This is a genomic window from Streptomyces sp. JB150, from assembly GCF_011193355.1.
GTDB lineage: Bacteria > Actinomycetota > Actinomycetes > Streptomycetales > Streptomycetaceae > Streptomyces.
In genome coordinates this window covers 3,385,848-3,405,859 of record NZ_CP049780.1, presented here as the reverse complement: position 1 = coordinate 3,405,859, position 20,012 = coordinate 3,385,848, and the positions used below count along the sequence as shown (strand labels likewise).

At 73.1% G+C, this 20,012-nt stretch carries 23 protein-coding genes; 10 read left to right on the top strand and 13 right to left on the bottom strand.

All coding sequences use genetic code 11. The features are described 5' to 3' along the window. The first annotated feature begins 35 nt into the window (after positions 1-35). Both groL and G7Z13_RS15930 read left to right on the top strand, forming a co-directional pair. Positions 36-1,658, top strand: coding sequence for a chaperonin GroEL (gene groL / locus G7Z13_RS15935; RefSeq protein ID WP_165999936.1), 1,623 nt, complete (start codon positions 36-38; stop codon positions 1,656-1,658). 172 nt (positions 1,659-1,830) lie between these two features. Next, a complete protein-coding gene (locus tag G7Z13_RS15930; RefSeq protein ID WP_165999934.1) occupies positions 1,831-2,961 on the top strand; it encodes an NADH:flavin oxidoreductase in 1,131 nt (376 codons plus the stop codon). A gap of 32 nt (positions 2,962-2,993) precedes the next feature. Here G7Z13_RS15930 and G7Z13_RS15925 read toward each other — a convergent pair whose 3' ends face one another. The 5 genes from G7Z13_RS15925 to G7Z13_RS15905 all read right to left on the bottom strand — a co-directional run bounded on the left by G7Z13_RS15925 (position 2,994) and on the right by G7Z13_RS15905 (position 6,079). Further along, entirely contained in the window at positions 2,994-3,563 is a 570-nt protein-coding gene (locus G7Z13_RS15925; protein ID WP_165999933.1) for a hypothetical protein, read from the bottom strand. An 88-nt stretch (positions 3,564-3,651) separates the two neighbouring features. Beyond that, entirely contained in the window at positions 3,652-3,927 is a 276-nt protein-coding gene (locus G7Z13_RS15920; protein WP_165999931.1) for a type II toxin-antitoxin system Phd/YefM family antitoxin, read from the bottom strand. 38 nt (positions 3,928-3,965) lie between these two features. Next, positions 3,966-4,832, bottom strand: coding sequence for a hypothetical protein (locus G7Z13_RS15915; RefSeq protein WP_165999929.1), 867 nt, complete (start codon positions 4,830-4,832; stop codon positions 3,966-3,968). 217 nt (positions 4,833-5,049) lie between these two features. Further along, positions 5,050-5,256, bottom strand: coding sequence for a DUF397 domain-containing protein (locus G7Z13_RS15910; RefSeq protein ID WP_165999927.1), 207 nt, complete (start codon positions 5,254-5,256; stop codon positions 5,050-5,052). Then, entirely contained in the window at positions 5,240-6,079 is an 840-nt protein-coding gene (locus tag G7Z13_RS15905) for a helix-turn-helix transcriptional regulator (RefSeq protein WP_165999925.1), read from the bottom strand. The genes G7Z13_RS15910 and G7Z13_RS15905 overlap by 17 nt, the downstream gene beginning before the upstream one ends. Positions 6,080-6,191: 112 nt before the next feature. Here G7Z13_RS15905 and G7Z13_RS15900 point away from each other — a divergent pair, with 112 nt between their 5' ends. Next, positions 6,192-6,440, top strand: a complete 249-nt coding sequence (locus G7Z13_RS15900; RefSeq protein WP_165994889.1) for a hypothetical protein — start codon at positions 6,192-6,194, stop codon at positions 6,438-6,440. A gap of 4 nt (positions 6,441-6,444) precedes the next feature. On the opposite strand, the gene murQ is transcribed toward G7Z13_RS15900, so the two are convergent. Together murQ and G7Z13_RS15890 are read right to left on the bottom strand one after the other, a co-directional pair. After that, positions 6,445-7,380, bottom strand: coding sequence for an N-acetylmuramic acid 6-phosphate etherase (gene murQ / locus G7Z13_RS15895; protein WP_165999923.1), 936 nt, complete (start codon positions 7,378-7,380; stop codon positions 6,445-6,447). 53 nt (positions 7,381-7,433) lie between these two features. Further along, on the bottom strand, positions 7,434-8,354 hold the full coding sequence (locus G7Z13_RS15890) for a MurR/RpiR family transcriptional regulator (RefSeq protein WP_240926227.1): 921 nt from the start codon (positions 8,352-8,354) through the stop codon (positions 7,434-7,436). A gap of 52 nt (positions 8,355-8,406) precedes the next feature. Between G7Z13_RS15890 and G7Z13_RS15885 the strand changes: the two genes are divergently transcribed. Together G7Z13_RS15885 and G7Z13_RS15880 are read left to right on the top strand one after the other, a co-directional pair. Continuing rightward, complete coding sequence (locus tag G7Z13_RS15885; RefSeq protein ID WP_165999921.1) at positions 8,407-8,790, top strand: hypothetical protein; 384 nt, start codon at positions 8,407-8,409, stop codon at positions 8,788-8,790. A 22-nt stretch (positions 8,791-8,812) separates the two neighbouring features. Then, complete coding sequence (locus tag G7Z13_RS15880) at positions 8,813-9,103, top strand: DUF4031 domain-containing protein (protein ID WP_165999919.1); 291 nt, start codon at positions 8,813-8,815, stop codon at positions 9,101-9,103. Here G7Z13_RS15880 and G7Z13_RS15875 read toward each other — a convergent pair. After that, positions 9,085-10,170 carry a GNAT family N-acetyltransferase gene (locus G7Z13_RS15875; RefSeq protein ID WP_165999918.1) on the bottom strand — a complete coding sequence of 362 codons (1,086 nt, stop codon included), beginning with the start codon at positions 10,168-10,170 and terminating at the stop codon, positions 9,085-9,087. The genes G7Z13_RS15880 and G7Z13_RS15875 overlap by 19 nt on opposite strands. A gap of 27 nt (positions 10,171-10,197) precedes the next feature. Further along, positions 10,198-10,848, bottom strand: a complete 651-nt coding sequence (locus G7Z13_RS15870; protein WP_165999916.1) for a hypothetical protein — start codon at positions 10,846-10,848, stop codon at positions 10,198-10,200. Between the two features lie 40 nt (positions 10,849-10,888). On the opposite strand from G7Z13_RS15870, the gene G7Z13_RS15865 reads away from it, so the two are divergent. Together G7Z13_RS15865 and G7Z13_RS15860 are read left to right on the top strand one after the other, a co-directional pair. Beyond that, positions 10,889-11,563: a maleylpyruvate isomerase family mycothiol-dependent enzyme gene (locus G7Z13_RS15865; RefSeq protein WP_165999914.1), complete on the top strand. Its 675-nt coding sequence runs from the start codon at positions 10,889-10,891 to the stop codon at positions 11,561-11,563. A gap of 143 nt (positions 11,564-11,706) precedes the next feature. Next, a complete protein-coding gene (locus G7Z13_RS15860) occupies positions 11,707-12,402 on the top strand; it encodes a copper homeostasis protein CutC (RefSeq protein WP_165999912.1) in 696 nt (231 codons plus the stop codon). Positions 12,403-12,566: 164 nt separating this feature from the next. On the opposite strand, the gene G7Z13_RS15855 is transcribed toward G7Z13_RS15860, so the two are convergent. After that, positions 12,567-14,531: a UvrD-helicase domain-containing protein gene (locus G7Z13_RS15855; RefSeq protein WP_240926496.1), complete on the bottom strand. Its 1,965-nt coding sequence runs from the start codon at positions 14,529-14,531 to the stop codon at positions 12,567-12,569. A gap of 462 nt (positions 14,532-14,993) precedes the next feature. Here G7Z13_RS15855 and G7Z13_RS15850 point away from each other — a divergent pair, with 462 nt between their 5' ends. After that, a complete protein-coding gene (locus tag G7Z13_RS15850; protein WP_165999908.1) occupies positions 14,994-15,182 on the top strand; it encodes a hypothetical protein in 189 nt (62 codons plus the stop codon). A 17-nt stretch (positions 15,183-15,199) separates the two neighbouring features. Next, positions 15,200-16,399, top strand: coding sequence for a glycosyltransferase 87 family protein (locus G7Z13_RS15845; RefSeq protein ID WP_240926226.1), 1,200 nt, complete (start codon positions 15,200-15,202; stop codon positions 16,397-16,399). Positions 16,400-16,474: 75 nt separating this feature from the next. Here G7Z13_RS15845 and G7Z13_RS15840 read toward each other — a convergent pair whose 3' ends face one another. Beyond that, positions 16,475-18,118: a DNA repair helicase XPB gene (locus G7Z13_RS15840; protein ID WP_165999906.1), complete on the bottom strand. Its 1,644-nt coding sequence runs from the start codon at positions 18,116-18,118 to the stop codon at positions 16,475-16,477. A 164-nt stretch (positions 18,119-18,282) separates the two neighbouring features. Here G7Z13_RS15840 and istB point away from each other — a divergent pair, with 164 nt between their 5' ends. Continuing rightward, positions 18,283-19,506: an IS21-like element helper ATPase IstB gene (istB, locus tag G7Z13_RS15835; protein ID WP_165999905.1), complete on the top strand. Its 1,224-nt coding sequence runs from the start codon at positions 18,283-18,285 to the stop codon at positions 19,504-19,506. On the opposite strand, the gene G7Z13_RS15830 is transcribed toward istB, so the two are convergent. Beyond that, complete coding sequence (locus G7Z13_RS15830; RefSeq protein WP_165999903.1) at positions 19,487-19,777, bottom strand: hypothetical protein; 291 nt, start codon at positions 19,775-19,777, stop codon at positions 19,487-19,489. The two genes, istB and G7Z13_RS15830, sit on opposite strands and share 20 nt — an antisense overlap. A gap of 100 nt (positions 19,778-19,877) precedes the next feature. Then, on the bottom strand, positions 19,878-20,006 hold the full coding sequence (locus G7Z13_RS34105; protein ID WP_277347401.1) for a hypothetical protein: 129 nt from the start codon (positions 20,004-20,006) through the stop codon (positions 19,878-19,880). Between the last annotated feature and the right edge of the window lie 6 nt (positions 20,007-20,012).

Below are 20,012 nucleotides of genomic sequence, written 5' to 3'. Positions count from 1 at the left end.
AGTAATCACCCCCAGTCCTGGAGGGACCACTTCACATGGCCAAGATCATCGCGTTCGACGAGGAGGCGCGGCGCGGCCTCGAGCGCGGCATGAACCAGCTCGCGGACGCCGTCAAGGTGACCCTCGGCCCCAAGGGCCGCAACGTCGTCCTCGAGAAGAAGTGGGGCGCCCCCACGATCACCAACGACGGCGTCTCCATCGCCAAGGAGATCGAGCTCGAGGACCCGTACGAGAAGATCGGCGCCGAGCTGGTCAAGGAAGTCGCCAAGAAGACGGACGACGTCGCCGGTGACGGTACGACCACGGCCACGGTCCTCGCCCAGGCGCTGGTCCGCGAGGGTCTGCGCAACGTCGCCGCCGGTGCCAACCCGATGGCCCTGAAGCGCGGTATCGAGAAGGCCGTCGAGGCCGTCTCCGGTGCGCTGCTCGACCAGGCCAAGGAGGTCGAGACCAAGGAGCAGATCGCCTCCACGGCCTCCATCTCCGCCGCCGACACCCAGATCGGCGAGCTGATCGCCGAGGCCATGGACAAGGTCGGCAAGGAAGGCGTCATCACCGTCGAGGAGTCCCAGACCTTCGGTCTGGAGCTGGAGCTCACCGAGGGTATGCGCTTCGACAAGGGCTACATCTCGGCGTACTTCGCCACCGACATGGAGCGCATGGAGGCGGTCCTCGAGGACCCGTACATCCTCATCGCCAACTCCAAGATCTCCAACGTCAAGGACCTGCTCCCGCTCCTGGAGAAGGTCATGCAGTCGGGCAAGCCGCTGCTGATCATCGCCGAGGACGTCGAGGGCGAGGCCCTGTCGACCCTGGTCGTCAACAAGATCCGCGGCACCTTCAAGTCCGTCGCCGTCAAGGCCCCGGGCTTCGGCGACCGCCGCAAGGCCATGCTCGGCGACATCGCCATCCTCACGGGCGGCGAGGTCATCTCCGAGGAGGTCGGCCTCAAGCTGGAGAACGCGACCCTGGACCTCCTGGGCCGCGCCCGCAAGGTCGTCATCACCAAGGACGAGACCACCATCGTCGACGGCGCCGGCTCCGCCGACCAGGTCGCGGGCCGCGTGAACCAGATCCGCGCCGAGATCGAGAACAGCGACTCGGACTACGACCGCGAGAAGCTCCAGGAGCGTCTGGCGAAGCTGGCCGGCGGCGTGGCCGTCATCAAGGCCGGTGCCGCCACCGAGGTGGAGCTCAAGGAGCGCAAGCACCGCATCGAGGACGCCGTGCGCAACGCCAAGGCGGCCGTCGAGGAGGGCATCGTCGCCGGTGGTGGCGTGGCCCTCATCCAGGCCTCCTCGGTCTTCGAGAAGCTGGACCTGGAGGGTGACGAGGCGACCGGCGCCCAGGCCGTGAAGCTCGCGCTCGAGGCCCCGCTGAAGCAGATCGCCGTCAACGCCGGCCTCGAGGGCGGCGTCGTGGTGGAGAAGGTGCGCAACCTGACCCCGGGCCACGGCCTGAACGCCGCGACCGGCGAGTACGTCGACCTGGTCGCCGAGGGCATCATCGACCCGGCGAAGGTGACCCGTTCCGCGCTGCAGAACGCCGCCTCCATCGCCGCGCTGTTCCTCACCACCGAGGCCGTCATCGCCGACAAGCCGGAGAAGGCCGCTGCCCCGGCCGGCGGCGGCATGCCGGGCGGTGACATGGACTTCTGATCGGTCCCCGATCGATCCGGTCCTTTCCGAGGGCGGTATCCCCAGTTCCCGCTGGGGGTGCCGCCCTCGGGCGTGTCCGGGGTCACACGGGCGGGACGGAATCCGGAACCAGGGGAGCCGGTTATGGATCGTTGCACACGCACATACCACTCGGTACCCAAGGAGTCCCCAGGTGACCGTCACCGCCGACACCCCGGCCGCCCGTGCCGCGCAGATCCTCGCCCGCCCCGTCACGATCAACGAGCTGACCGTCCGCAACCGGATCGTCATGGCGCCGATGACCCGCCAGTTCTCGCCGGGCGGCGTCCCCGGCGCGGACGTCGTCTCCTACTACGCCCGCCGGGCCGCCGCGGGCGTCGGACTCATCGTCACCGAGGGCACCTACGTCGGCCACCCCTCGGCCGGCGAGAGCGACCGGGTCCCGCGCTTCCACGGCGAGGAGCAGCTGGCCGGGTGGGCGAAGGTCGCCGAGGAGGTCCACGCGGCGGGCGGGAGGATCGTGCCGCAGCTGTGGCACATCGGCATGGTCCGCAAGGCGGGGCAGCCGCCGTTCCCCGAGGCGCCCGCCGTCGGCCCCTCCGGGCTGCGTCTGGACGGCACCGAGGGCACCGGCGAGGCGATGACCCAGCGGGACATCGACGACGTCATCGGCGCGTTCGCCGAGGCCGCTGCCGCCGCGGAGCGCATCGGCTTCGACGGGGTCGAGCTGCACGGCGCGCACGGCTACCTCATCGACCAGTTCCTGTGGGCGGGCACCAACCGCCGCACCGACGCCTACGGCGGCGACCCGGTGGCCCGCAGCCGGTTCGCGGCCGAGATCGTCGCGGCGGTCCGCGAGACCGTCTCGCCCGGCTTCCCGGTGATCTTCCGCTTCTCCCAGTGGAAGCAGGACGCCTACGACGCGCGGCTCGCCGAGACGCCGGAGGAGCTGGAGGCCATCCTCACGCCGCTCGCCGCGGCCGGTGTCGACGCCTTCCACGCGTCCACGCGCCGCTACTGGCTGCCCGAGTTCGAGGACTCCGACCTCAACCTGGCCGGCTGGACCAAGAAGCTCACCGGCAAGCAGACCATCACCGTCGGCTCGGTCGGCCTCGACGGCGACTTCATCCGCGCCTTCGCCGGCGAGGGGGCGCCCGTCGGCAGCCTCGACAACCTCCTCGACCGCCTGGAGCGCGACGAGTTCGACCTGGTCGCCGTGGGCCGCGCCCTGCTCCAGGACCCGCTGTGGGCGCAGAAGGTCCTGGCGGGCCGCTTCGACGAGCTGGCGCCCTACGACGCGGCGGCGCTGCGCACCCTGAGCTGACGCCTGACGCCTGACGCCTGACGCCCAGGGGGCTACAGATTGCCCATCGGCTCGATGTCGACCCGCACCGGCGTGCCCCACACGCGCAGCACCTCGTAGTCGGTGAACTCGTGCACGAGCCGGTACGCCGGCGCGGGCCGCGACCCGCGCCGCTGGGCGGTCAGGTACAGCTCGGCCTCCCGGCGGTCGCGGCGCGGCGTCCCGCACAGCTGCCACTCCTGCCCGTTCCACGCCTCGGGCAGCCACCGCTGCTGGGGCTGCGGCCGGTCACCGCGCGTCCCGTACCGGGACGGCGCGGTGGGGGTGGGCGCGGGCGCCGGGCCGGGTCCGTTGAACTCGGCCCGCCGGGCCGCCCGGCGCCGCGTCTCGCACAGCAGGCACAGATCGGGCGCGGCCTCGTCGACGGGCCCCTGCGGGTGCTCCGGGCAGCGGGTGGTCGGCGCGGCCGAGGTGACGCTCTCCTCCAGCAGGTCCAGGGCGCGCCGCAGGTCGGCCTTGACCTCGTGCAGCTTGGCGTCCGGGGTGTCGGCGGTCAGCGCCTCCCCGTGCTCCCCGAGGAGACGCAGGGCACGGCCTAGGGCGGTGAGCTGGGCGTGGTTCATGGGGCGGGCTCCGGTCCTGTCATGGGGTCGGTGACACGCAGCCGCCGGAAGTCGGCCATGGCATGGTGTTCCCATACCACCGCGTACCTCACGAAGCGGCCTCCCGCCGGTCCTCTTTCTCCATCTGGGTCATGAACTCGTCGTGGGACATCGACGGGCCGCCCGGGCTCGCCTCTCGGGCCCGCGCTTCAGCGATGTCGGCCTCGTCCCGGAGCCGCTGAAGCTCCTCCAGCTCGCTTATCGGGATGAGCGCGGCTGCGGGCTTGCCGTACTCCGTGATCACGATGTGCTCCTGGCCGTGCCGGACCCTGCCGACCAGTTGACCGAGCTGGTTGCGGGCTTCCACGAGCGGATACGCGTCCATGCGAAAACTGTACACACCTGCGTGTCTGTACTGCGTGCTCATGTGAGGACCCTCTCTCGGCGTTGTGCCATCGCGGCGCGGATCTCGGCGGCGCGGGCGTGGACGGTCCGGGCGGGCAGGGGCGCCCCGGCGCGGGCGGGGGCGCGCTCGCCCCGGCACGCGCCGCACCGGCCGCCCGGCAGGGCTTCCGGCCGGCCCGGCAGGCCGCAGCCCGCGCACTCCAGGACCCGCTGGGGCGGACGCGGCGGGGGCGGCGGCGGCAGCTTCCCCGTGAGCCGGGTGCGCAGCAGCGCGGCCGGGTGGTGCACCGGGCTCGGCAGGCCGCTCGTCAGGGCGTGCCGTACGGCCTCCTCGTCGGCGCCCCGCGCGAACCACTCCGCCACCAGCGGCGCGAGCCGCGCGCACTCGGCCTCGGAGAGGGAGAGGGCGGGGGTGGCGCGGCCCAGGGCCGCGAGGAAGATGTGGGCGCGGGAGCGGATGGGCCGTGCTCTCGGTCCGGGGTCCGGATCCGGGTCCGGTACGTCCCCTCGCGTGAACGCCGTCCACCAGGCGTCGTCGCGGGCGGTACGGGAGAACCACGATCGGGTGATCCAGCGGGAGCTGCCGTCGTCGGCGGTCACCGCCTCGCGCCCCCTGCGCAAGTGGCCCGCCTGCTGCAGCCGGTTGAGCGCCGTCCGCAGCGCGCACTGCCCGTACGGCAGGTGCTTGGCCAGCGTTTTCACGGAGATGTCGGCGCCGTCGGGCAGCCGGTCGATGTACGCGGCGATGGCGGCCTCGCGCGGCGGCAGGTGCGCGAAGTCGTCGTTCGTGCGCGGGGATTGGCCGGGCGCCGAGCGCTTCCCGTATCCGGGGTTGGACAGGGGGTGCGAGGGCGCGGGGGCAGGACTAATGTGGGCTTCAGCCATGGGATCGGTGCTATCGATTCCGTTGGTTAGGCCCCCGCAGGTGTTGGCGCACCGGGCGGGGGCTGTTGCTTGTCTCGGGGAACGCTAGACCCTCGTCACGGTGCGTGGCAAGCCGGATGCGGCACGTCAACTCGCAGGGTGGGAGGGTGGGTTGAGACCCACCACCCATTCCTTGAAAAGAGGGCTCGGGGCTCGGTACTTGAGCTTCGGGGACCCGTCAGTCCCGCTTCAGCCCGCTGACGAACGCCGTCCACGCCGAGGCTCGGAACACGAGCTTCGGGCCGGTGGGCGTCTTGGAGTCGCGGACGGGAATGACGGTGGGGAAGTCGTGGGTGACTTCCAGGCAGTTGTCACCGCCGCCCCCGCTGTAGCTCGACTTGTGCCAAGTCGCCGCGCTCAGGTCGTAGTCAGGGATGTTCCTCATGGGGGTAATCCTGCGCCAACGCTTCCACCAGGGCCAGAGACTTCTCCGGCGACAGCGCGGAGGCGGCCAGGAGATCGAAGGTGAACTTGAGCTGGGCGACCGTGGCGGGGTCGTCCTCCAGTCGTCCGGTGCGCACGCCCTCGTAGTAGACCAGCGGAGGGGCGTCCTCGAACTCCATCAGCTTCAGCGCACCCTGCATCCCCGAGTGCGCGCCCGCGCTGAACGGCATCACCTGCACGATGACGCGGTTGCGGCGGGCCAGGCCGGCGATGTGGTGCAGCGCCTCCGCCATCACTTCCCGCCCACCGGTCTGGCGGCGCAACGCGGCCTCGTCCAGCACCATCCACAACAGCGGTTTTGTTGGATGATCGAGCAGCCGGATCCGCTCCATCCGGCCTTCCACCCACTCGTCGATGGTCGCTTCCGGCACCGTCGGGTCGTAGGCGCGGTTCACAGCCCGTGCGTACGCGGGCGTCTGCAGCAGTCCCGGGATCAGGAGCGGTGCGTACTCCCTGATCGCGATGGCTTGAGCCTCGGCCTCCGCCGCTTCCGCGAAGTGCTCGACGTACTTCGACTTGGCCACCGCCCGGCAGTTCCGCTGGAAAAAGCCCTGGGCCCCCAGCGCCTCATCCAACATCCGCGCGTGTTCAGGCTGCATCCGTCGCGTCCCCGCCTCCAGTTGCCCGATGAACGATCCGCTCACGAACAGCCGCTGGCCCAGTTCCTCCTGGCTGAGGCCCGCCTTCTCGCGGGCGTGGCGCAGTTCCGCGCCCAGGAGGGCGCGGGGGGACGACGACGGGTCGAGGTCCTTCGGTCCCGGCATGGCACCTCCCTGTCGTACACCTCGGATTGTTGGGGCGCCTTGTCTGGCCAGGTTAAAGGTGGGGAAGACACGCTGGGTGGTGAATCGGAAACTCAGCGTGGAGGTACGGAGCGTGCGGACGACGGAGGACATCGTGGAGGCGCTGCGGGCGGCGCTCAAGGGAGTGGGGGTCGTGCTGCCGTCGCTGCGCGTCGATCCGGTGACGGGGGCGAGTGACGAACCGTTCGCCCTGGTCGACCTGGGGCGCTGCAACGTGCGCACGGCCGAGCAGCTGACGGACATCCTGCGGATGGTGCCGTCGAACGACGCGCTGCTGGCCCGGGTGCGGACGATGAACCGGGAGCGCGAGCGGCTCCGGTAGGGCGCTACGCCCGTGCCGCCGCCAGCGCTGCCCGCAGGTGGCCCCGGTGCTCGGTGAGCAGGCGGGCCGCCGTGGGCCCGTCGACGCCCGCGAGAAGGGTCAGGATCGCGTCCTTCACCTCGCCGTTCGCCTCGGTCAGCGCGCGGTCGATCTCCGTGTCGTCCGCCCCGGTGGCGAGGGCGACGATGCGGCGGGAGCGGGCGCGCAGCTTGTCGTTGGAGGCGCGGACGTCGACCATGAGGTTCCCGTAGGTCTTGCCCAGGCGGATCATGGTGATCGTCGAGATCATGTTGAGGACGAGCTTCTGGGCCGTGCCCGCCTTCAGCCGGGTCGAGCCGGTGATCAGCTCGGGGCCGGTGACGATCTCGATGCCGTGGTCCGCGGCGGCGGCCAGCGCGCTGTCCGGGTTGCAGGCGAGGCCGATCGTCAACGCGCCGAGCTTGCGGGCGTGTTCGACGGCGCCGAGGGCGTACGGGGTGCGGCCGGAGGCGGAGACGCCGACGACCGTGTCGTCCGGGCCGAGGTCCAGCGCGTCGAGGTCCGCGCGGGCCAGGTCCGCCGAGTCCTCCGCGCCCTCGACCGAGGTCACCATGGCCTGCGGGCCGCCCGCGATCAGGCCGACGACCTGAGCGGGGTCGGTGTTGAAGGTGGGCGGGCACTCGGAGGCGTCCAGCACGCCGAGCCGCCCGGCGGTCCCGGCACCGGCGTAGACGAGCCGGCCGCCGCGGGCCATGCGGTCGGCGACGGCGTCCACGGCGGCGGCGATCCGCGGCAGTTCCCGCGCGACCGCGCCCGGCACCCCGGCGTCCTCCCCGTTCATCAGCGTCGCGATCTCCAGCGTGGAGAGCCGGTCGATCTCGGCGAGGTCGGGCCGGAAGGCCTCGGTGGTCAGCTGCTCCAGCTGGGCTTGCAGGTCACGGGCGTCGGATGCGGAGGTCATCGGGTACGGCTCTTTCCACGACGGTCAGGTGGGTGCGTGACGGTCGGCGCGGGTCATCTGCGGTGCCGGTGCGCCAGCGCCTCGTAGGACGCCGACAGGGCCGGGGCCGCCGTGTCGTACGTCCGCTGGGCCACCCCGACGAACAGGCAGTCCACCACGAGCAGCTGGCTCGTGCGGGACGACATGGCCGCCGGGCGCAGCTCCGTCTCGCGGGCGATGGACGTGGTCAGCACGTGGTCGGCGTACTGCGCCACCGGCGAGTTGGCCCGTCCGGTGATCGCGACGGTGGTCGCGCCGCGCTCGAAGGCGACGCGCAGCGGCTCGATGACGTCGCCCGTCGAGCCGGAGTGGGTGATCGCCAGCGCGACGTCGCCGGAGCGGAGCTGGACCGCGTTGGTGACGGCGAGGTGCGGATCGCTGTGCGCGTGCGCTATCAGCCCTATGCGCAGCAGCTTCTGGGTGAGGTCCTGGGCGACCAGGCCGGACGCGCCGACGCCGTACACGTCGACGCGGCGGGCCGCGGCGAGCGCGCCGACGGCCGCGCCGAGCTGGACGGTGTCCAGGTTGGCGGCCGTGTCGGCGAGGGTCTGCTGCTCGTCGTAGGCGAGCTTCGCCACCACGTCCGCGAGGGGGTCGTCCACCGCGATGTCGGTGGTGATGGCGGGCGCGCGACCGGACTGCTGCTGGGCGGCGAGACCGGCCAGGGCCAGGCGCAGGTCGCGGTAGCCCGGGTAGCCGAGCAGGCGGGCGGTGCGCACGACGGTGGCCTCGCTGGTGCCGGTGAGTTCGGCCAGTCCGGTGACCGTGAGGGCGGCGCAGCGGGCCGGGTCGCTCGCGACGGCCTCGGCGACGCGCTGCATCGAGCGGGTCATGGAGGGGGCGAGGGTGCGCACCTTGGCGGCGAGCGCGCTGGGCGCGGGCGGCGTCGCGCCGGGCCCGCCGCCGAAAGTTTCCTTCACTTCCCTGGTCACCATTGAAAGATATTTTCGGCTCGGACTCCCGGTCAAGAGTGCGCACAATAGGGGCATGAACCCCATCAGCCCCCTGGAGCAGGCACTGCACGCGGCGCGTGCCCTCGTGCTGGCCGACCTCGTCGCGGGCCAGGTCGCCGAGGCGGACGTCGTCTCGCTGGTCGAGGACTCCGTCACGCAGCGGCGCTGGTGGGTGGAGCAGTGGCCGGACGGCGCCTCCTTCGTCGCCGGGCTGGTCGCCCAGGACGTGCAGGACGCCCTCCTCGACCGGCACGGCCGCTGGCCGCTGTGCCCGGTCTGCGGCTCCGGCGACCCGCACGCCCTCGACGTCGAGCCGGAGCTGGGCCCCGACCCGCACTGGGTGTGCCACAAGGCGGGCGTGAAGGTCGCCTCCATCGGCTCGCTGGGCACGGCGATGGGCGGGACCACCCCGTCGTGAACGGGACCGGGAGGGCGGGGTCGTGACGGTGTACATCGACCCGCCGTCCTGGCCGGGCCACGGCCGGTTCTGGTCCCACCTGGTCAGCGACGCCTCGTACGACGAACTGCACGCCTTCGCCGCCCGCCTCGGCGTGCCCCGCCGCGCCTTCGACCGCGACCACTACGACATCCCCGCGCACCGCTATGCCGACGCGGTCCGCGCCGGCGCCGTCGAGGTGACCTCGCGCGAGGTGGTGCGGCTGCTGCACGGCGCCGGACTGCGCCGCCGCAAGCGGTCCTCGGGGGCCGCCGGTCAGCCCCGCAACTCGTAGGCGAACAGCTCGTCCTCCGCCGCGACCCGCCGGAACCCGGCCCGCGCCACGACCCGCTGCGACGGCAGGTTCGCCGGCTCCACCGTCGCGAACAGCGACCGTACGTCCGTCCTGGCCAGCGCCCACTCGGACAGCGCGCGCAGCGCCTCGGTGGCGTAGCCCCGGCCGCGCGCGGAGGTGGCGAGGTCGTAGCCGATCTCCGTGCGGCCGTCCTCGTCCGGCGGGCCGTGGAAACCCATCCCGCCGACCGCCCGCGCGTCCTCCTCGCGGACCAGCACGAACAGCCCGAACTCGGGCCGGTGCACCCCGGTCTCGTACGCCTTCAGGGTCATCGCGGCGGCCTCCCGCGTGCCCTCGTACGGCCCGCCCTCGACCCAGTCGAACCCGCCGTCGCCGCCGGTCGCGAGATCCGCTGCCGCCGCCGGGGTGACACCCTCCAGGGTGAGGCGCCCGGCGGGGATGACGAGGCTGTTGGTCCACATCCACTCGGTGACCGGCTCCCGCCCGTGCAGGCCGCCGCGGCCGGTGGCCCACAGCAGGGTCGGCCAGGGCGCGGGGCCCGGCCGGACCTCCGGGAAGATCCGGGTGAGGGCGAACTCGGCGAGCCGGCCGTCCGGTTCGTACGCCAGCCCGAAGCCCTCGGCGATGTCATACGTGTGGAGCAGCGTCTCGGTCACGCCCATCGCGGCGAAACCCTCGCGGTTCGCGCTGCCGAACGGGAACGGGTGGAAGGCGCGGGCGCGGGGCGGGGTGGTGCGCACGGCCATCGCGAGCAGGGTGCCGGTGGTCTCCAGGACGTCCAGGAGCCCGGCCGGGTCCGCGCCCTCGTCGACGGCCGGACCCAGGGGCGCGTAACGGTCCGTGTGCCGTCCCCGGCCCGCCAGTTGGCCGGCGTACGCGAGCAGCGCACCCGCCAGGTGCTCCGCCGCGCGGCGGCAGCTCCACTCCAGGGAGCCCGCCCGCGTGCCGTCCCAGTCCCGCCGTGCCGCCGCCCGCAGCACCCGCGCCGCGTCCGCCACCGCCCGCTCGACGGCCTCGGCCGCCCGCTGTCCGCCCACGTCAGTCATGCCCGGCAGGCTAGGGGAGCGAACGGCTCACGACGACAGCATTTCCAGCTCGGCGGTGACGTTGTAGCGGGCCGTCGCCTCCCAGTGCTCGGCGCCGTACGGGGTGCGGAACAGCCGGGGCAGGGCCAGCAGATCGCGCAGGATCGCGGCGCGGCCCGCGCGGAAGGCGTCGGAGGGGATGAAGCCGTACTCCTCGCGCACGGCCGCCGTGTAGGCGGCGTACGCGGACGGCGGCGAGGCGAGGACCGCCAGGTCTGCGTCGCACAGCACCTGCCCGTTGCGGTCGCCGTCGGCGGGCGCGTGCCCGGCGGTCAGCCGCACCAGCCGCGCCACCTCGGCGGTCGCCTCCCGCGCCAGCCCCGCCTCGGCCAGCGCCCGCTCGGCGAGCCGCGCCGACCGCTCCTCGTTCTCGGACCGCTCCGGCAGGTACACCGCGTCGTGGAACCAGGCGGCCAGCCGCACCAGGTCCGGATCGTCCGCGTACTCCTCCAGCGTGTCGACGTGGTCGAGGACCGCCGTGAGATGGGCGAGCGTGTGATACCGCCGCTGCGGCTCCCGCCACCGCCCCAGCAGATCGTCGGCGTACGGCGACGGGTCCGGCCCGTCACCGGGGTGACGGGCCCGCTCCAGACAGCGGCTGAACCGGGCGCGCAGTTCCTCGGGATCGACATCGGCCATGAGCACATTCTCCCGCGCGGCGGGGCCCTAGCGTGGCCGTATGACTTCTGTGGACGTGAAGGACGTACGGGACCCGGAACTGCCGGGCCGGCTGCTGACCATCGAGCGGGACGCGCTGGTGCCGCTGCTGCGGAGCCGGGCGGAGAGCGACTTCGCGCTGCCGGTGGCCGCCTGCCCCGGCTGGACGGTGCGGGACGTGCTCGCGCACTGCTCGGCCGCGCTCACGCGGGTGGTGGAGAACCGGTTCGAGAAGGGCGTGTTCTCGCCCGAGTCCAACGACCGGGACATCGCCGAGCGGGCCGACTGGACGAACGCGCGGGTCGTGGACGAGCTGGAGCGCGGGATGACCGAGGCCGGGCCGGTGATCGCCCGGTCCGGCGGGGTGCTGGACATGATCGCGCTGGGGGAGTGGGTGCACGCGGGTGACGTGCGGGAGGTGTTCGGCGAGCCCGGCGCGTACGGCGGGGCGGGGCTGCCGTACGCGCTGGACCTGCTCGCCCGGCTCACCCGCGAGCGGGGCCATGTGCCGCTGCACGCCGACCTCGACGACCGGGACGAGCCGCTGCTGCTCGGCGAGGCGAGCGGCACCCGGCCGCCGGCCCGGTTCATCGGCTCCGCGCCGACGCTGATCCGGCTGTACGCGGGGCGGCCGACGGCGGGCGCGGACTACGAGCTGGCCGGGGTGGAGGCGGCCGGGCTGAACATCTTCGGGTGAGCGGGGGCGGGCGGCAGGCGTAGTCTTTGATTGGACTAGACCTGTAGAGCCGAGGATCCGCAGGTCTGAAGCTCCGTAGACCTGTAGAGCCGTAGACCTGTAGAGCCGTGGTGCGGCGGGCCCGCGCCGACGAATGGGGTGACATGAGCAAGCGTGCAGTCCTGGAGGTGATCGCCCTCGACGCCGAGGACGCGACCGCCGCCCAGGCCGGAGGCGCGGACCGCCTGGAGCTGGTCACCGACATGGCCGCCGACGGACTGACCCCGGCCACGGCGGCCTTCCGCGCGATCCGCGCCGCCGTCGACATCCCGCTGCGGGTGATGCTGCGGCTCGTCGACGGGTTCGCCGCCGGTGACCTCGACCGGCTCGTCGCCCGCGCCCGCGAACTGCGCGACGCCGGGGCCGACCAGTTCGTGCTCGGCTTCCTCGACCCGCACGGCGGCCTCGACCTGTCCGCCGTCGAGCGGGTCGTCGCCGCCCTGGACGGCTGCTCCTGGACCTTCCACCGGGCCATCGACCACGCCGCCGACCGCGACGCCCTGCGCAAGCAGCTCGACGGCCTGCCCGGCCTCGACACCTACCTCACCGCCGGTTCCGCCACCGACGTGGACGACGGGCTTCCCACCCTGCTCACCGAGGCGGCCCGCGGCGGCGAGCCCGGCTACCAGCAGCGCATCCTGGTCGGCGGCGGGCTGCGGCTCGCTCACGTGCCGCGGCTGCTGGCGGCGGGGATCGACGCCTTCCACATCGGCGGGGCGGCGCGGCCGCGGGGCTGGTCGGGGCCGGTCTCGGCGGAGGCGGTCGCCGAGTGGCGGAAGGCTGTGGACGCCGCGGTCTGAGGGGGGCGACTGCGCGTCGCGGGCTGCGGGTGCGTCGTGGGTTGCTCGCGCAGTTCCCCGCGCCCCTTGAGCGGGTGCACTGGACGCACCTTCGAAGGCGCGAGCCATGCACGGCGCACCGCGGCCCGGCGGCGACAGTGACCATCCCCGGACCTGCCGGGCCCTCACCCCAACTGGGGCGGCAGCGGTGCCCCGTGCGTCACGATCAACCCCGACACCGCACGGGTCAGCGCCACGTACAGCCGCCGCAGCCCCGTCCGCTCGTCCGGCTCGCCGTCCACCACGGCCTGCGGCTCGTCCAGCACCACGTAGTCGTACTCCAGACCCTTCGCGAGCGAGGCGGGGACCAGCGTCAGACGGGTCTCCCGGGTGGTCTCCTCACCGGGGGCGAGATACGGCAGCCCCGCCTCCGACAGCGCCTCCGCGAGCACCGGCACGCGCGCGTCGGCGGCGATCAGGCCGACCGAGCCCTCGTTGCGCAGCAGCTCCGCGCAGGCGGCGACCACGTCGGCGGTGCCGGCGGCCGGGCGCACCTCGAACAGGCCCGGGTTCTCCCGGATCGAGGCGACCGGGGTGAGGCCCGGCGCGATGTGCGGGAGCAGCCGGGAGGCGTACGTGATGACGTCCGTCGGCACCCGGAAACCGGCCGTCAGCTCCTCGATCACCGCCTCCGGCTTCCCCAGGTGCGCCAGCGCCTCCTCCCAGCTGCGGGTCGCCCACGGCGTGGTGCCCTGCGCCAGGTCGCCGAGGACGGTCGCGCTGCCGGTGGTGCAGCGGCGGCCCACCGCCCGGTACTGCATCGGTGACAGGTCCTGCGCCTCGTCCAGCACCACGTGCCCCAGCGACGGCGTGCGCTCCACCAGATCGGCCGCCTCGTCGATCAGCACCGCGTCGGCGGGCGACCATTTGGCGGACCTCACGCTCCGGGCGGGCCTCGCCCACAGGATCGTCTTCTGCTCGTCCTCGGTGAGGATCCCCGCCGCGTGCTCGGCCAGGAAGTCCGCGTCCGACAGCAGCCGCAGCACCAGCTTCGCCGGGTCCACCGCCGGCCACACCGCCTTCACCGCCGCCTTCACCGCGCTGGTGCGGGCCACCGCGTCCTGCACCCGGTCGTCCGGCGCCTCGCCCGCGCGCTCCATCTGCACCAGCACCGCGTGCGCGATCCGCTGCGGCAGCGCCTCGCGGGCGGCGCCGTAGCGGATGTCGCGGTCCAGCAACTCGCGGACGATGTCCTGCAGTTGGTACGCCGGGACCCGCCAGCGCCGCGAGCCGCGCACGACGACGACCGGCTCGGTCGGCATCGACACGTGGGAGTACACGGCCCGGCGCAGCACCCGGGCCATCCGCGCGTCCCCCTTCACCACCGCCGCGCCCGCCTCGTCCGTGCCGCGCACCTCGACGTGCGCCACCAGGTCGTCCACCGTGGCCTGACGCACCGTCAACTCGCCGAGCGCGGGCAGCACCTGCTCGATGTAGTGCAGGAAGGACCGGTTCGGGCCGATCACCAGGGTGCCCGTGCGGGCCAGCCGCTCCCGGTGGGCGTACAGCAGATAGGCGACGCGGTGCAGGCCGACGGCCGTCTTGCCGGTGCCGGGGCCGCCCTGCACGCACACCGTGCCGCCCAGTCCCGAGCGGACGATCTCGTCCTGCTCCGGCTGGATGGTGGCCACGATGTCCCGCATCGGGCCGACGCGCGGCTTCTCGATCTCCTGCTGGAGCAGCCGGCTGGCCTTCTCCTCCTCCGCCGGGTCCGACAGCCGCTCGTCCTCGTAGGCGGTCAGCTCGCCGCCCGTGTACCCGAACCGGCGGCGCAGCGAGACGTCCATCGGGTCCTTCTTCGACGCCCGGTAGAACGGCTGCGACACCGGGGCGCGCCAGTCGATCACCATCGGATCGCCGTCGGCGTCGTGCACGTGCCGCCGCCCGATGTAGAAGCGTTCCCCCTCGGCGCCCTCCGCGCGGTCGGCGCCGGGCGCGTGCAGATAGTCCAGGCGGCCGAAGAACAGCGGGGTGTCGCTGAGGTCGGCGAGCGCCTTGATCCGCTCCTCGATCTGGCGCTCCAGGACGCGGGCGTTCACCCAGTTCGCGCTGACGTCGCGGATGTCCAGCGACTCCACGTCCTCCCGCATGGCGCGCAGCGCGGCACGGGAGGCGGCGAGGTGCGCGCGCTCACGGGAGAGGGGATCGGTGCGGTCGGCGGTGGACAAGGCGGTGCCTCCGAAGGGACCTGCGAGGGGGTGGGCGGGTCTGCGAGATGCCGACCGGTTTCCGTCCGGGCGGCGGCACTCCGTGCGGGGAGGCGGGCAAGAGCGGAGATTTTAGAGGAACGGCGCGAGCGGACGCGAACGGTTTTCCACGCGCTCTCCACACTTCCGGGCGCTCCCCGCACCCCGCGGGCGCTCCCGCGCACCCCTGGGCGCCCACCGCTCGCTCCCGCACACCCTGGGCGCCCACTGCTCGCCCCTCAGCCCGTCCCTCGGCCCGCCCCCGCACTTCCCCCTCGGGACGTACGGCCGCCCCCGGCCCCCCTAGGGGACAGCACCGACCGAAGACCGATGCGCGTCTTATGTCCGGGAATCCACCATGGAGACATGAGTGCAGCAGCCATCACCCCAGTTCCGGCCCGCGCCCGGCCTCCGTCCGGTGCGACCGCCGTCGCGGGCAGCCACCGGCACCGCCTCGGCGACGCGCTCCGTGCCGTGAAGGTCTTCGCGGGCGCCTTCTTCGACGTGGTCGTCCTCGGGGAGTACGGCGAGGAGGCGGGCGTGCGCCGCAGGTGACGGTCTAGGGTCACCGCGTGACCCGCCGTGCACACAGCGCCACCCCCCTGCTCCTCCTCGCGGTCTCCCTCACGGCGTTCGCCGTGCTGTGCGTGGCCCAGCGCGCCCCCATGGCCGACGCGCTGGTCTACCAGGCGGAGGGCGAGGCGGTCCTCGACGGCCGTGACCTGTACGGCTTCACGGTCACCGAGTGGCATCTCCCGGCCACCTACCCGCCCTTCGCCGCCCTTCTCTTCACCCCTGCGGCCTGGCTCTCCACCACCGCCCTCAAAGCGGCCGTCCTCACCGGCAACACCCTCCTGGTGGCCTGCCTGGTGCGTCTGTCGGCCCGGCTCGCGGGGCTGCGCGCCACCGCCCCGGCGCTGTGCGCCGCCACGGCCCTCGCCCTGTGGCTCGAACCGGTCTTCCAGACCCTGCTCTTCGGCCAGATCAACCTCGCCCTGGCCTGCCTGGTCCTGTGGGACCTGACCCGCCCGGCCGGCGCCCGCGCCCGGGGCGTGGCGGTGGGCATCGCGGCCGGGATCAAGCTGACCCCGGCCGTCTTCGTCGCGTACCTGCTGCTGACCGGACGGCGGCGCGAGGCGGCGACGGCCACGGCCGCGTTCACCGGCACCGTCCTCGCCGGCGCGCTGCTGCTGCCCGCCGCCAGCGCCGACTTCTGGCTGCGCCGGCTGTGGGAGACCGGCCGGGTCGGCAAGCCGTGGATCGTCGACAACCAGTCCCTGCGGGGGATGGTCGCCCGCGCGCTGGGCGACCCGGCGCCCGGCCCGGCCTGGTGGCTCCCGGCGCTCCTGGCGGCGGCGGGCGGCCTGTGGCTCGCGGCCCGCGCGGCCGGTGACCGCCACGGCATCCCGCTCGCCGCGACGACCGCCCTGCTCGTCTCGCCGGTCAGCTGGTCCCACCACTGGGTGTGGTGCGTCCCCCTGATCGCGGTCCTGCTCGCGGACGGCCGCCCCCGCCTCGCCGCGCTCACGGCCGCCGTCTTCACCGCCCGCACCCTGTGGCTCGTCCCCCACGAGGGCCCCCGCGACCTCCACCTCCCGTGGTGGCAGCAGCTCCTGGCGTCGCCGTACCCGCTGCTGGGGCTGGCGGTGCTGGCGGGCTCAGCGGTTCCCGGAGCGGTCCTCGGGCAGCAGGATGTCCGCGTCGTCGAGGACGCGCAGCATCACCAGCGCCGGGCGGCCCCGCGAGACCACGTACTCCGCGACGATCTGTGAGGTGAGCCGGATCGCCCGGTCCTGCCCGCCCAGTCCTGTCGGCCGCGAGACCTCGGTGTACGGCAGGGCCGTCTCTCAGCTCTCCGCCAGCAGCTCGTCCGCGTCCACGATCCGGTACGCGTAGCCCTGCTCGGCGAGGAAGCGCTGGCGGTGTGCGGCGAAGTCCTGGTCGATGGTGTCGCGGGCGACGACCGAGTAGAAGTGCGCCTGGTGGCCGTCGGACTTCGGGCGCAGGACGCGGCCGAGGCGCTGCGCCTCCTCCTGGCGGGAGCCGAAGGTGCCGGAGACCTGGATGGCGACGGTGGCCTCGGGCAGGTCGATGGAGAAGTTCGCCACCTTCGAGACCACCAGGACACTGATCTCGCCCCGGCGGAACGCGTCGAACAGCTTCTCGCGCTGGGCGTTCGACGTCTCGCCCTTGATGACCGGCGCGCCCAGGTGCTCGCCCAGCTCGTCCAGCTGGTCGATGTACTGGCCGATCACCAGGATCTGCTGGCCCGCGAAGCGGCGCACGATGGCCTCGGTGACCTTCCGCTTGGTGTCCGTCGTCGCGCAGAACCGGTACTTCTCCTCCGCCTCGGCCGTCGCGTACGCCAGCCGCTCGGCGTCGGTCAGGTTCACCCGCACCTCGACGCAGTCGGCGGGCGCGATGTACCCCTGCGCCTCGATCTCCTTCCACGGCGCGTCGAACCGCTTCGGGCCGATGAGCGAGAACACGTCCGACTCGCGGCCGTCCTCGCGGACCAGCGTCGCCGTCAGACCGATCCGGCGCCGCGCCTGGAGGTCGGCGGTGAACTTGAACACGGGCGCGGGCAGCAGGTGCACCTCGTCGTAGACGATCAGGCCCCAGTCGCGGGAGTCGAACAGCTCCAGGTGCGGGTAGACGCCCTTCCGCCGGGTCGTCAGCACCTGGTAGGTGGCGATCGTGACCGGGCGGATCTCCTTCTTCGTGCCGCTGTACTCGCCGATCTCGTCCTCGGTCAGCGACGTCCGCTTCACCAGCTCGTGCTTCCACTGCCGGGCGGAGACGGTGTTCGTGACGAGGATCAGCGTCGTCGACTTGGCCTGCGCCATCGCCCCGGCCCCGACCAGCGTCTTCCCCGCGCCGCAGGGCAGCACGACGACACCCGACCCGCCGTGCCAGAAGTTCTCCACCGCCTGCCGCTGGTACGGCCGCAGCGTCCAGCCGTCCTCCAGCAGCTCGATCGGGTGCGCCTCGCCGTCCACGTATCCGGCGAGGTCCTCGGCGGGCCAGCCCAGCTTCAGCAGCGTCTGCTTGATCTGCCCGCGCTCGGAGGGGTGCACGGCGACCGTGTCCGGGTCGATGCGGGCGCCGACCAGCGGGGCGATCCGCCTGGACTTCAGCACCTCCTCCAGCACCGGACGGTCGGTGGTGGTCAGCACCAGCCCGTGCGCGGGGTGCTTGACCAGGGACAGCCGGCCGTAGCGGTCCATGGTCTCGGCGATGTCGACGAGCAGCGCGTGCGGCACCGGGTAGCGGCTGTACTCGACCAGCGCGTCCACCACCTGCTCGGCGTCGTGCCCGGCGGCGCGCGCGTTCCACAGCCCCAGCGGCGTCACCCGATAGGTGTGGATGTGCTCCGGCGCCCGCTCCAGCTCGGCGAACGGCGCGATGGCCCGACGGCAGTCGTCGGCCCGCTCGTGGTCGACCTCCAGGAGCAGGGTCTTGTCGGACTGGACGATCAGCGGTCCGTTCACGTGCGTACATCCTTCCGCGCGGCCAAACGTCCAGTGTGCCTGATCCGGCCGGGCGGGCGACCGGTCCGGCGCGGCCGGTCCTACAGGATGTCTATTCAGCCTCACGGGTGGCGGGGTGCGGCCGTACGGCGGAGGTATGCGAAGAATGACGCAGTGTGCAGCACATGACTCGGACGCCGCCACCGCCCACCGCCACGCTCGGGTACGCCCTGTTCGCCACCCGCTGGCTCCAGGCCCCGCTGTACTTCGGCCTGGTCGCCGTACAGGGCGTGTATGTCTACAAGTTCTTCAACGAGCTGTGGACGTTAATCGTCCGGTGCGTGGCCGGGCGGGCCGACGAGACGTACGTCATGCTCGCCGTGCTGAAGCTCGTCGACGTCGTGATGATCGCCAACCTGCTCATCATGGTGATCGTCGGCGGCTACGAGACCTTCGTCTCCCGGATCGACCTCCAGGGCCACCGGGACCAGCCGGAATGGCTCTCGCACGTCAACCCGAACGTGCTGAAGGTCAAGCTGGCCACCGCCATCGTGGGCATCTCCTCCGTCCACCTGCTCCAGATGTTCGTGGACGTCGACCACACCCCCCACCACTCGCTGCTGTGGGGCACGGTGATCCACATGGCGTTCATCGTGTCCGCCGCGATCCTCGCCTACATGTCGGGGGAGATGGTGGCCCGCGTCGAACACCACCACGCCAGGGAGCACCGGCCCGCGGAGACCGAGCGGGCCGGGCAATCCCGGCCCGGACCGGGGGACGCCCCGGTGACGGTCCCCGCCCAGGCCGGCCCGCCCGTGTGGGAGGACCACGCCGAGGACCGGATCCGGGCCGCCGGGTTCCCCGCCCGCAAGCAGCTGGAGGACTTCGACACCGACCATCCGCGCGCCTTCGACCGCGACACGGTCGCGCGCCTCGGCAAGCTCGACTTCGTCTCCGCGCGCCGCAACGTGCTCTTCATCGGCGGCCCCGGCACCGGCAAGACCCACCTCGCGATCGGGCTGGGCCTGCGGGCCTGCCAGGCCGGGCACCGGGTGCTGTTCGCGACCGCCGCGGAGTGGGCGGCCCGGCTCGCGGAGGCGGAGGCCGCGGGACGCCTTGCGGAGGAGCTGGCCGGTCTGGACGAGGCCGCCCTCCTCGTCGTCGACGAGGTCGGCTACGTCCCCTTCGGCCCGGACGCCACGCGCCTGCTGTTCCGGCTGGTCGCCCACCGCTACGAGCGCGGCTCGCTGGTCGTCACCAGCGACCGCCCGCTGGAGCGCTGGCACGAGGTGCTCGACGGCCCGTCCGTCCCGGCGATGGCGGACCGCCTCGCCCACCACGCCGAGACCGTACGGCTCGAAGGGGACAGCTACCGCAAGCGCCGCACCGCTACAGCCTGGGCAGAGTGATCGTGTCGATCAGCGGGCCCTCGATGTTGCCCACCTCGCTGACGATGGGCCCCGCCCCGGCCTCCGGCAGCGGAAGCGGCAGCGGCAGGGGAGCGGCGGCGGTGGTCGCGGTGGTCGGAGCGGTCGCGGTGGTCACGGTGGCCGGGGTGGCGGCGGAGGCCTGCGGCGCCAGGGCGCCGGCCGCCGCGACGGCCGGGACCAGCACCGCCGCGAGGACGGCGAGCGCGGTGGAGCGGGTGAGGCGAGGGCGGAGGGCGGGTCCGGAGCGCATGGGAGGCGTCAGGGCCTTTCGGTGACAGGACGGACGGGGTCGGCGGGCCGGTCCCGGAAGGGCAGAACGGGACCGGCCCGGTGCGTGCGACGGCGGCGGATCAGACCTGCGGCGTCTCGATGACCAGTCCGGCGACATCGATGCTGACGGCCGCCGCCTGAGTGGTCAGGGCACCGAACATCAGGGCGGCGGCGGACAGGACGGCGGCCACTCGACGGGCTGCGCGCATGGGGGG

What these genes read in the sequence shown, in the direction of transcription:
- groL (WP_165999936.1), top strand. Translation starts at nt 36, where the DNA reads ATGGCCAAGATCATCGCGTTCGACGAGGAGGCGCGGCGCGGCCTCGAG.
- G7Z13_RS15925 (WP_165999933.1), bottom strand. Translation starts at nt 3,563, where the DNA reads ATGAACCACGCCCAGCTCACCGCCCTAGGCCGTGCCCTGCGTCTCCTC.
- G7Z13_RS15920 (WP_165999931.1), bottom strand. Translation starts at nt 3,927, where the DNA reads ATGGACGCGTATCCGCTCGTGGAAGCCCGCAACCAGCTCGGTCAACTG.
- G7Z13_RS15915 (WP_165999929.1), bottom strand. Translation starts at nt 4,832, where the DNA reads ATGGCTGAAGCCCACATTAGTCCTGCCCCCGCGCCCTCGCACCCCCTG.
- G7Z13_RS15910 (WP_165999927.1), bottom strand. Translation starts at nt 5,256, where the DNA reads ATGAGGAACATCCCTGACTACGACCTGAGCGCGGCGACTTGGCACAAG.
- G7Z13_RS15905 (WP_165999925.1), bottom strand. Translation starts at nt 6,079, where the DNA reads ATGCCGGGACCGAAGGACCTCGACCCGTCGTCGTCCCCCCGCGCCCTC.
- murQ (WP_165999923.1), bottom strand. Translation starts at nt 7,380, where the DNA reads ATGACCTCCGCATCCGACGCCCGTGACCTGCAAGCCCAGCTGGAGCAG.
- G7Z13_RS15890 (WP_240926227.1), bottom strand. Translation starts at nt 8,354, where the DNA reads ATGGTGACCAGGGAAGTGAAGGAAACTTTCGGCGGCGGGCCCGGCGCG.
- G7Z13_RS15885 (WP_165999921.1), top strand. Translation starts at nt 8,407, where the DNA reads ATGAACCCCATCAGCCCCCTGGAGCAGGCACTGCACGCGGCGCGTGCC.
- G7Z13_RS15875 (WP_165999918.1), bottom strand. Translation starts at nt 10,170, where the DNA reads ATGACTGACGTGGGCGGACAGCGGGCGGCCGAGGCCGTCGAGCGGGCG.
- G7Z13_RS15870 (WP_165999916.1), bottom strand. Translation starts at nt 10,848, where the DNA reads ATGGCCGATGTCGATCCCGAGGAACTGCGCGCCCGGTTCAGCCGCTGT.
- G7Z13_RS15865 (WP_165999914.1), top strand. Translation starts at nt 10,889, where the DNA reads ATGACTTCTGTGGACGTGAAGGACGTACGGGACCCGGAACTGCCGGGC.
- G7Z13_RS15860 (WP_165999912.1), top strand. Translation starts at nt 11,707, where the DNA reads ATGAGCAAGCGTGCAGTCCTGGAGGTGATCGCCCTCGACGCCGAGGAC.
- G7Z13_RS15855 (WP_240926496.1), bottom strand. Translation starts at nt 14,531, where the DNA reads ATGCGGGAGGACGTGGAGTCGCTGGACATCCGCGACGTCAGCGCGAAC.
- G7Z13_RS15850 (WP_165999908.1), top strand. Translation starts at nt 14,994, where the DNA reads ATGAGTGCAGCAGCCATCACCCCAGTTCCGGCCCGCGCCCGGCCTCCG.
- istB (WP_165999905.1), top strand. Translation starts at nt 18,283, where the DNA reads ATGACTCGGACGCCGCCACCGCCCACCGCCACGCTCGGGTACGCCCTG.
- G7Z13_RS15830 (WP_165999903.1), bottom strand. Translation starts at nt 19,777, where the DNA reads ATGCGCTCCGGACCCGCCCTCCGCCCTCGCCTCACCCGCTCCACCGCG.
- G7Z13_RS34105 (WP_277347401.1), bottom strand. Translation starts at nt 20,006, where the DNA reads ATGCGCGCAGCCCGTCGAGTGGCCGCCGTCCTGTCCGCCGCCGCCCTG.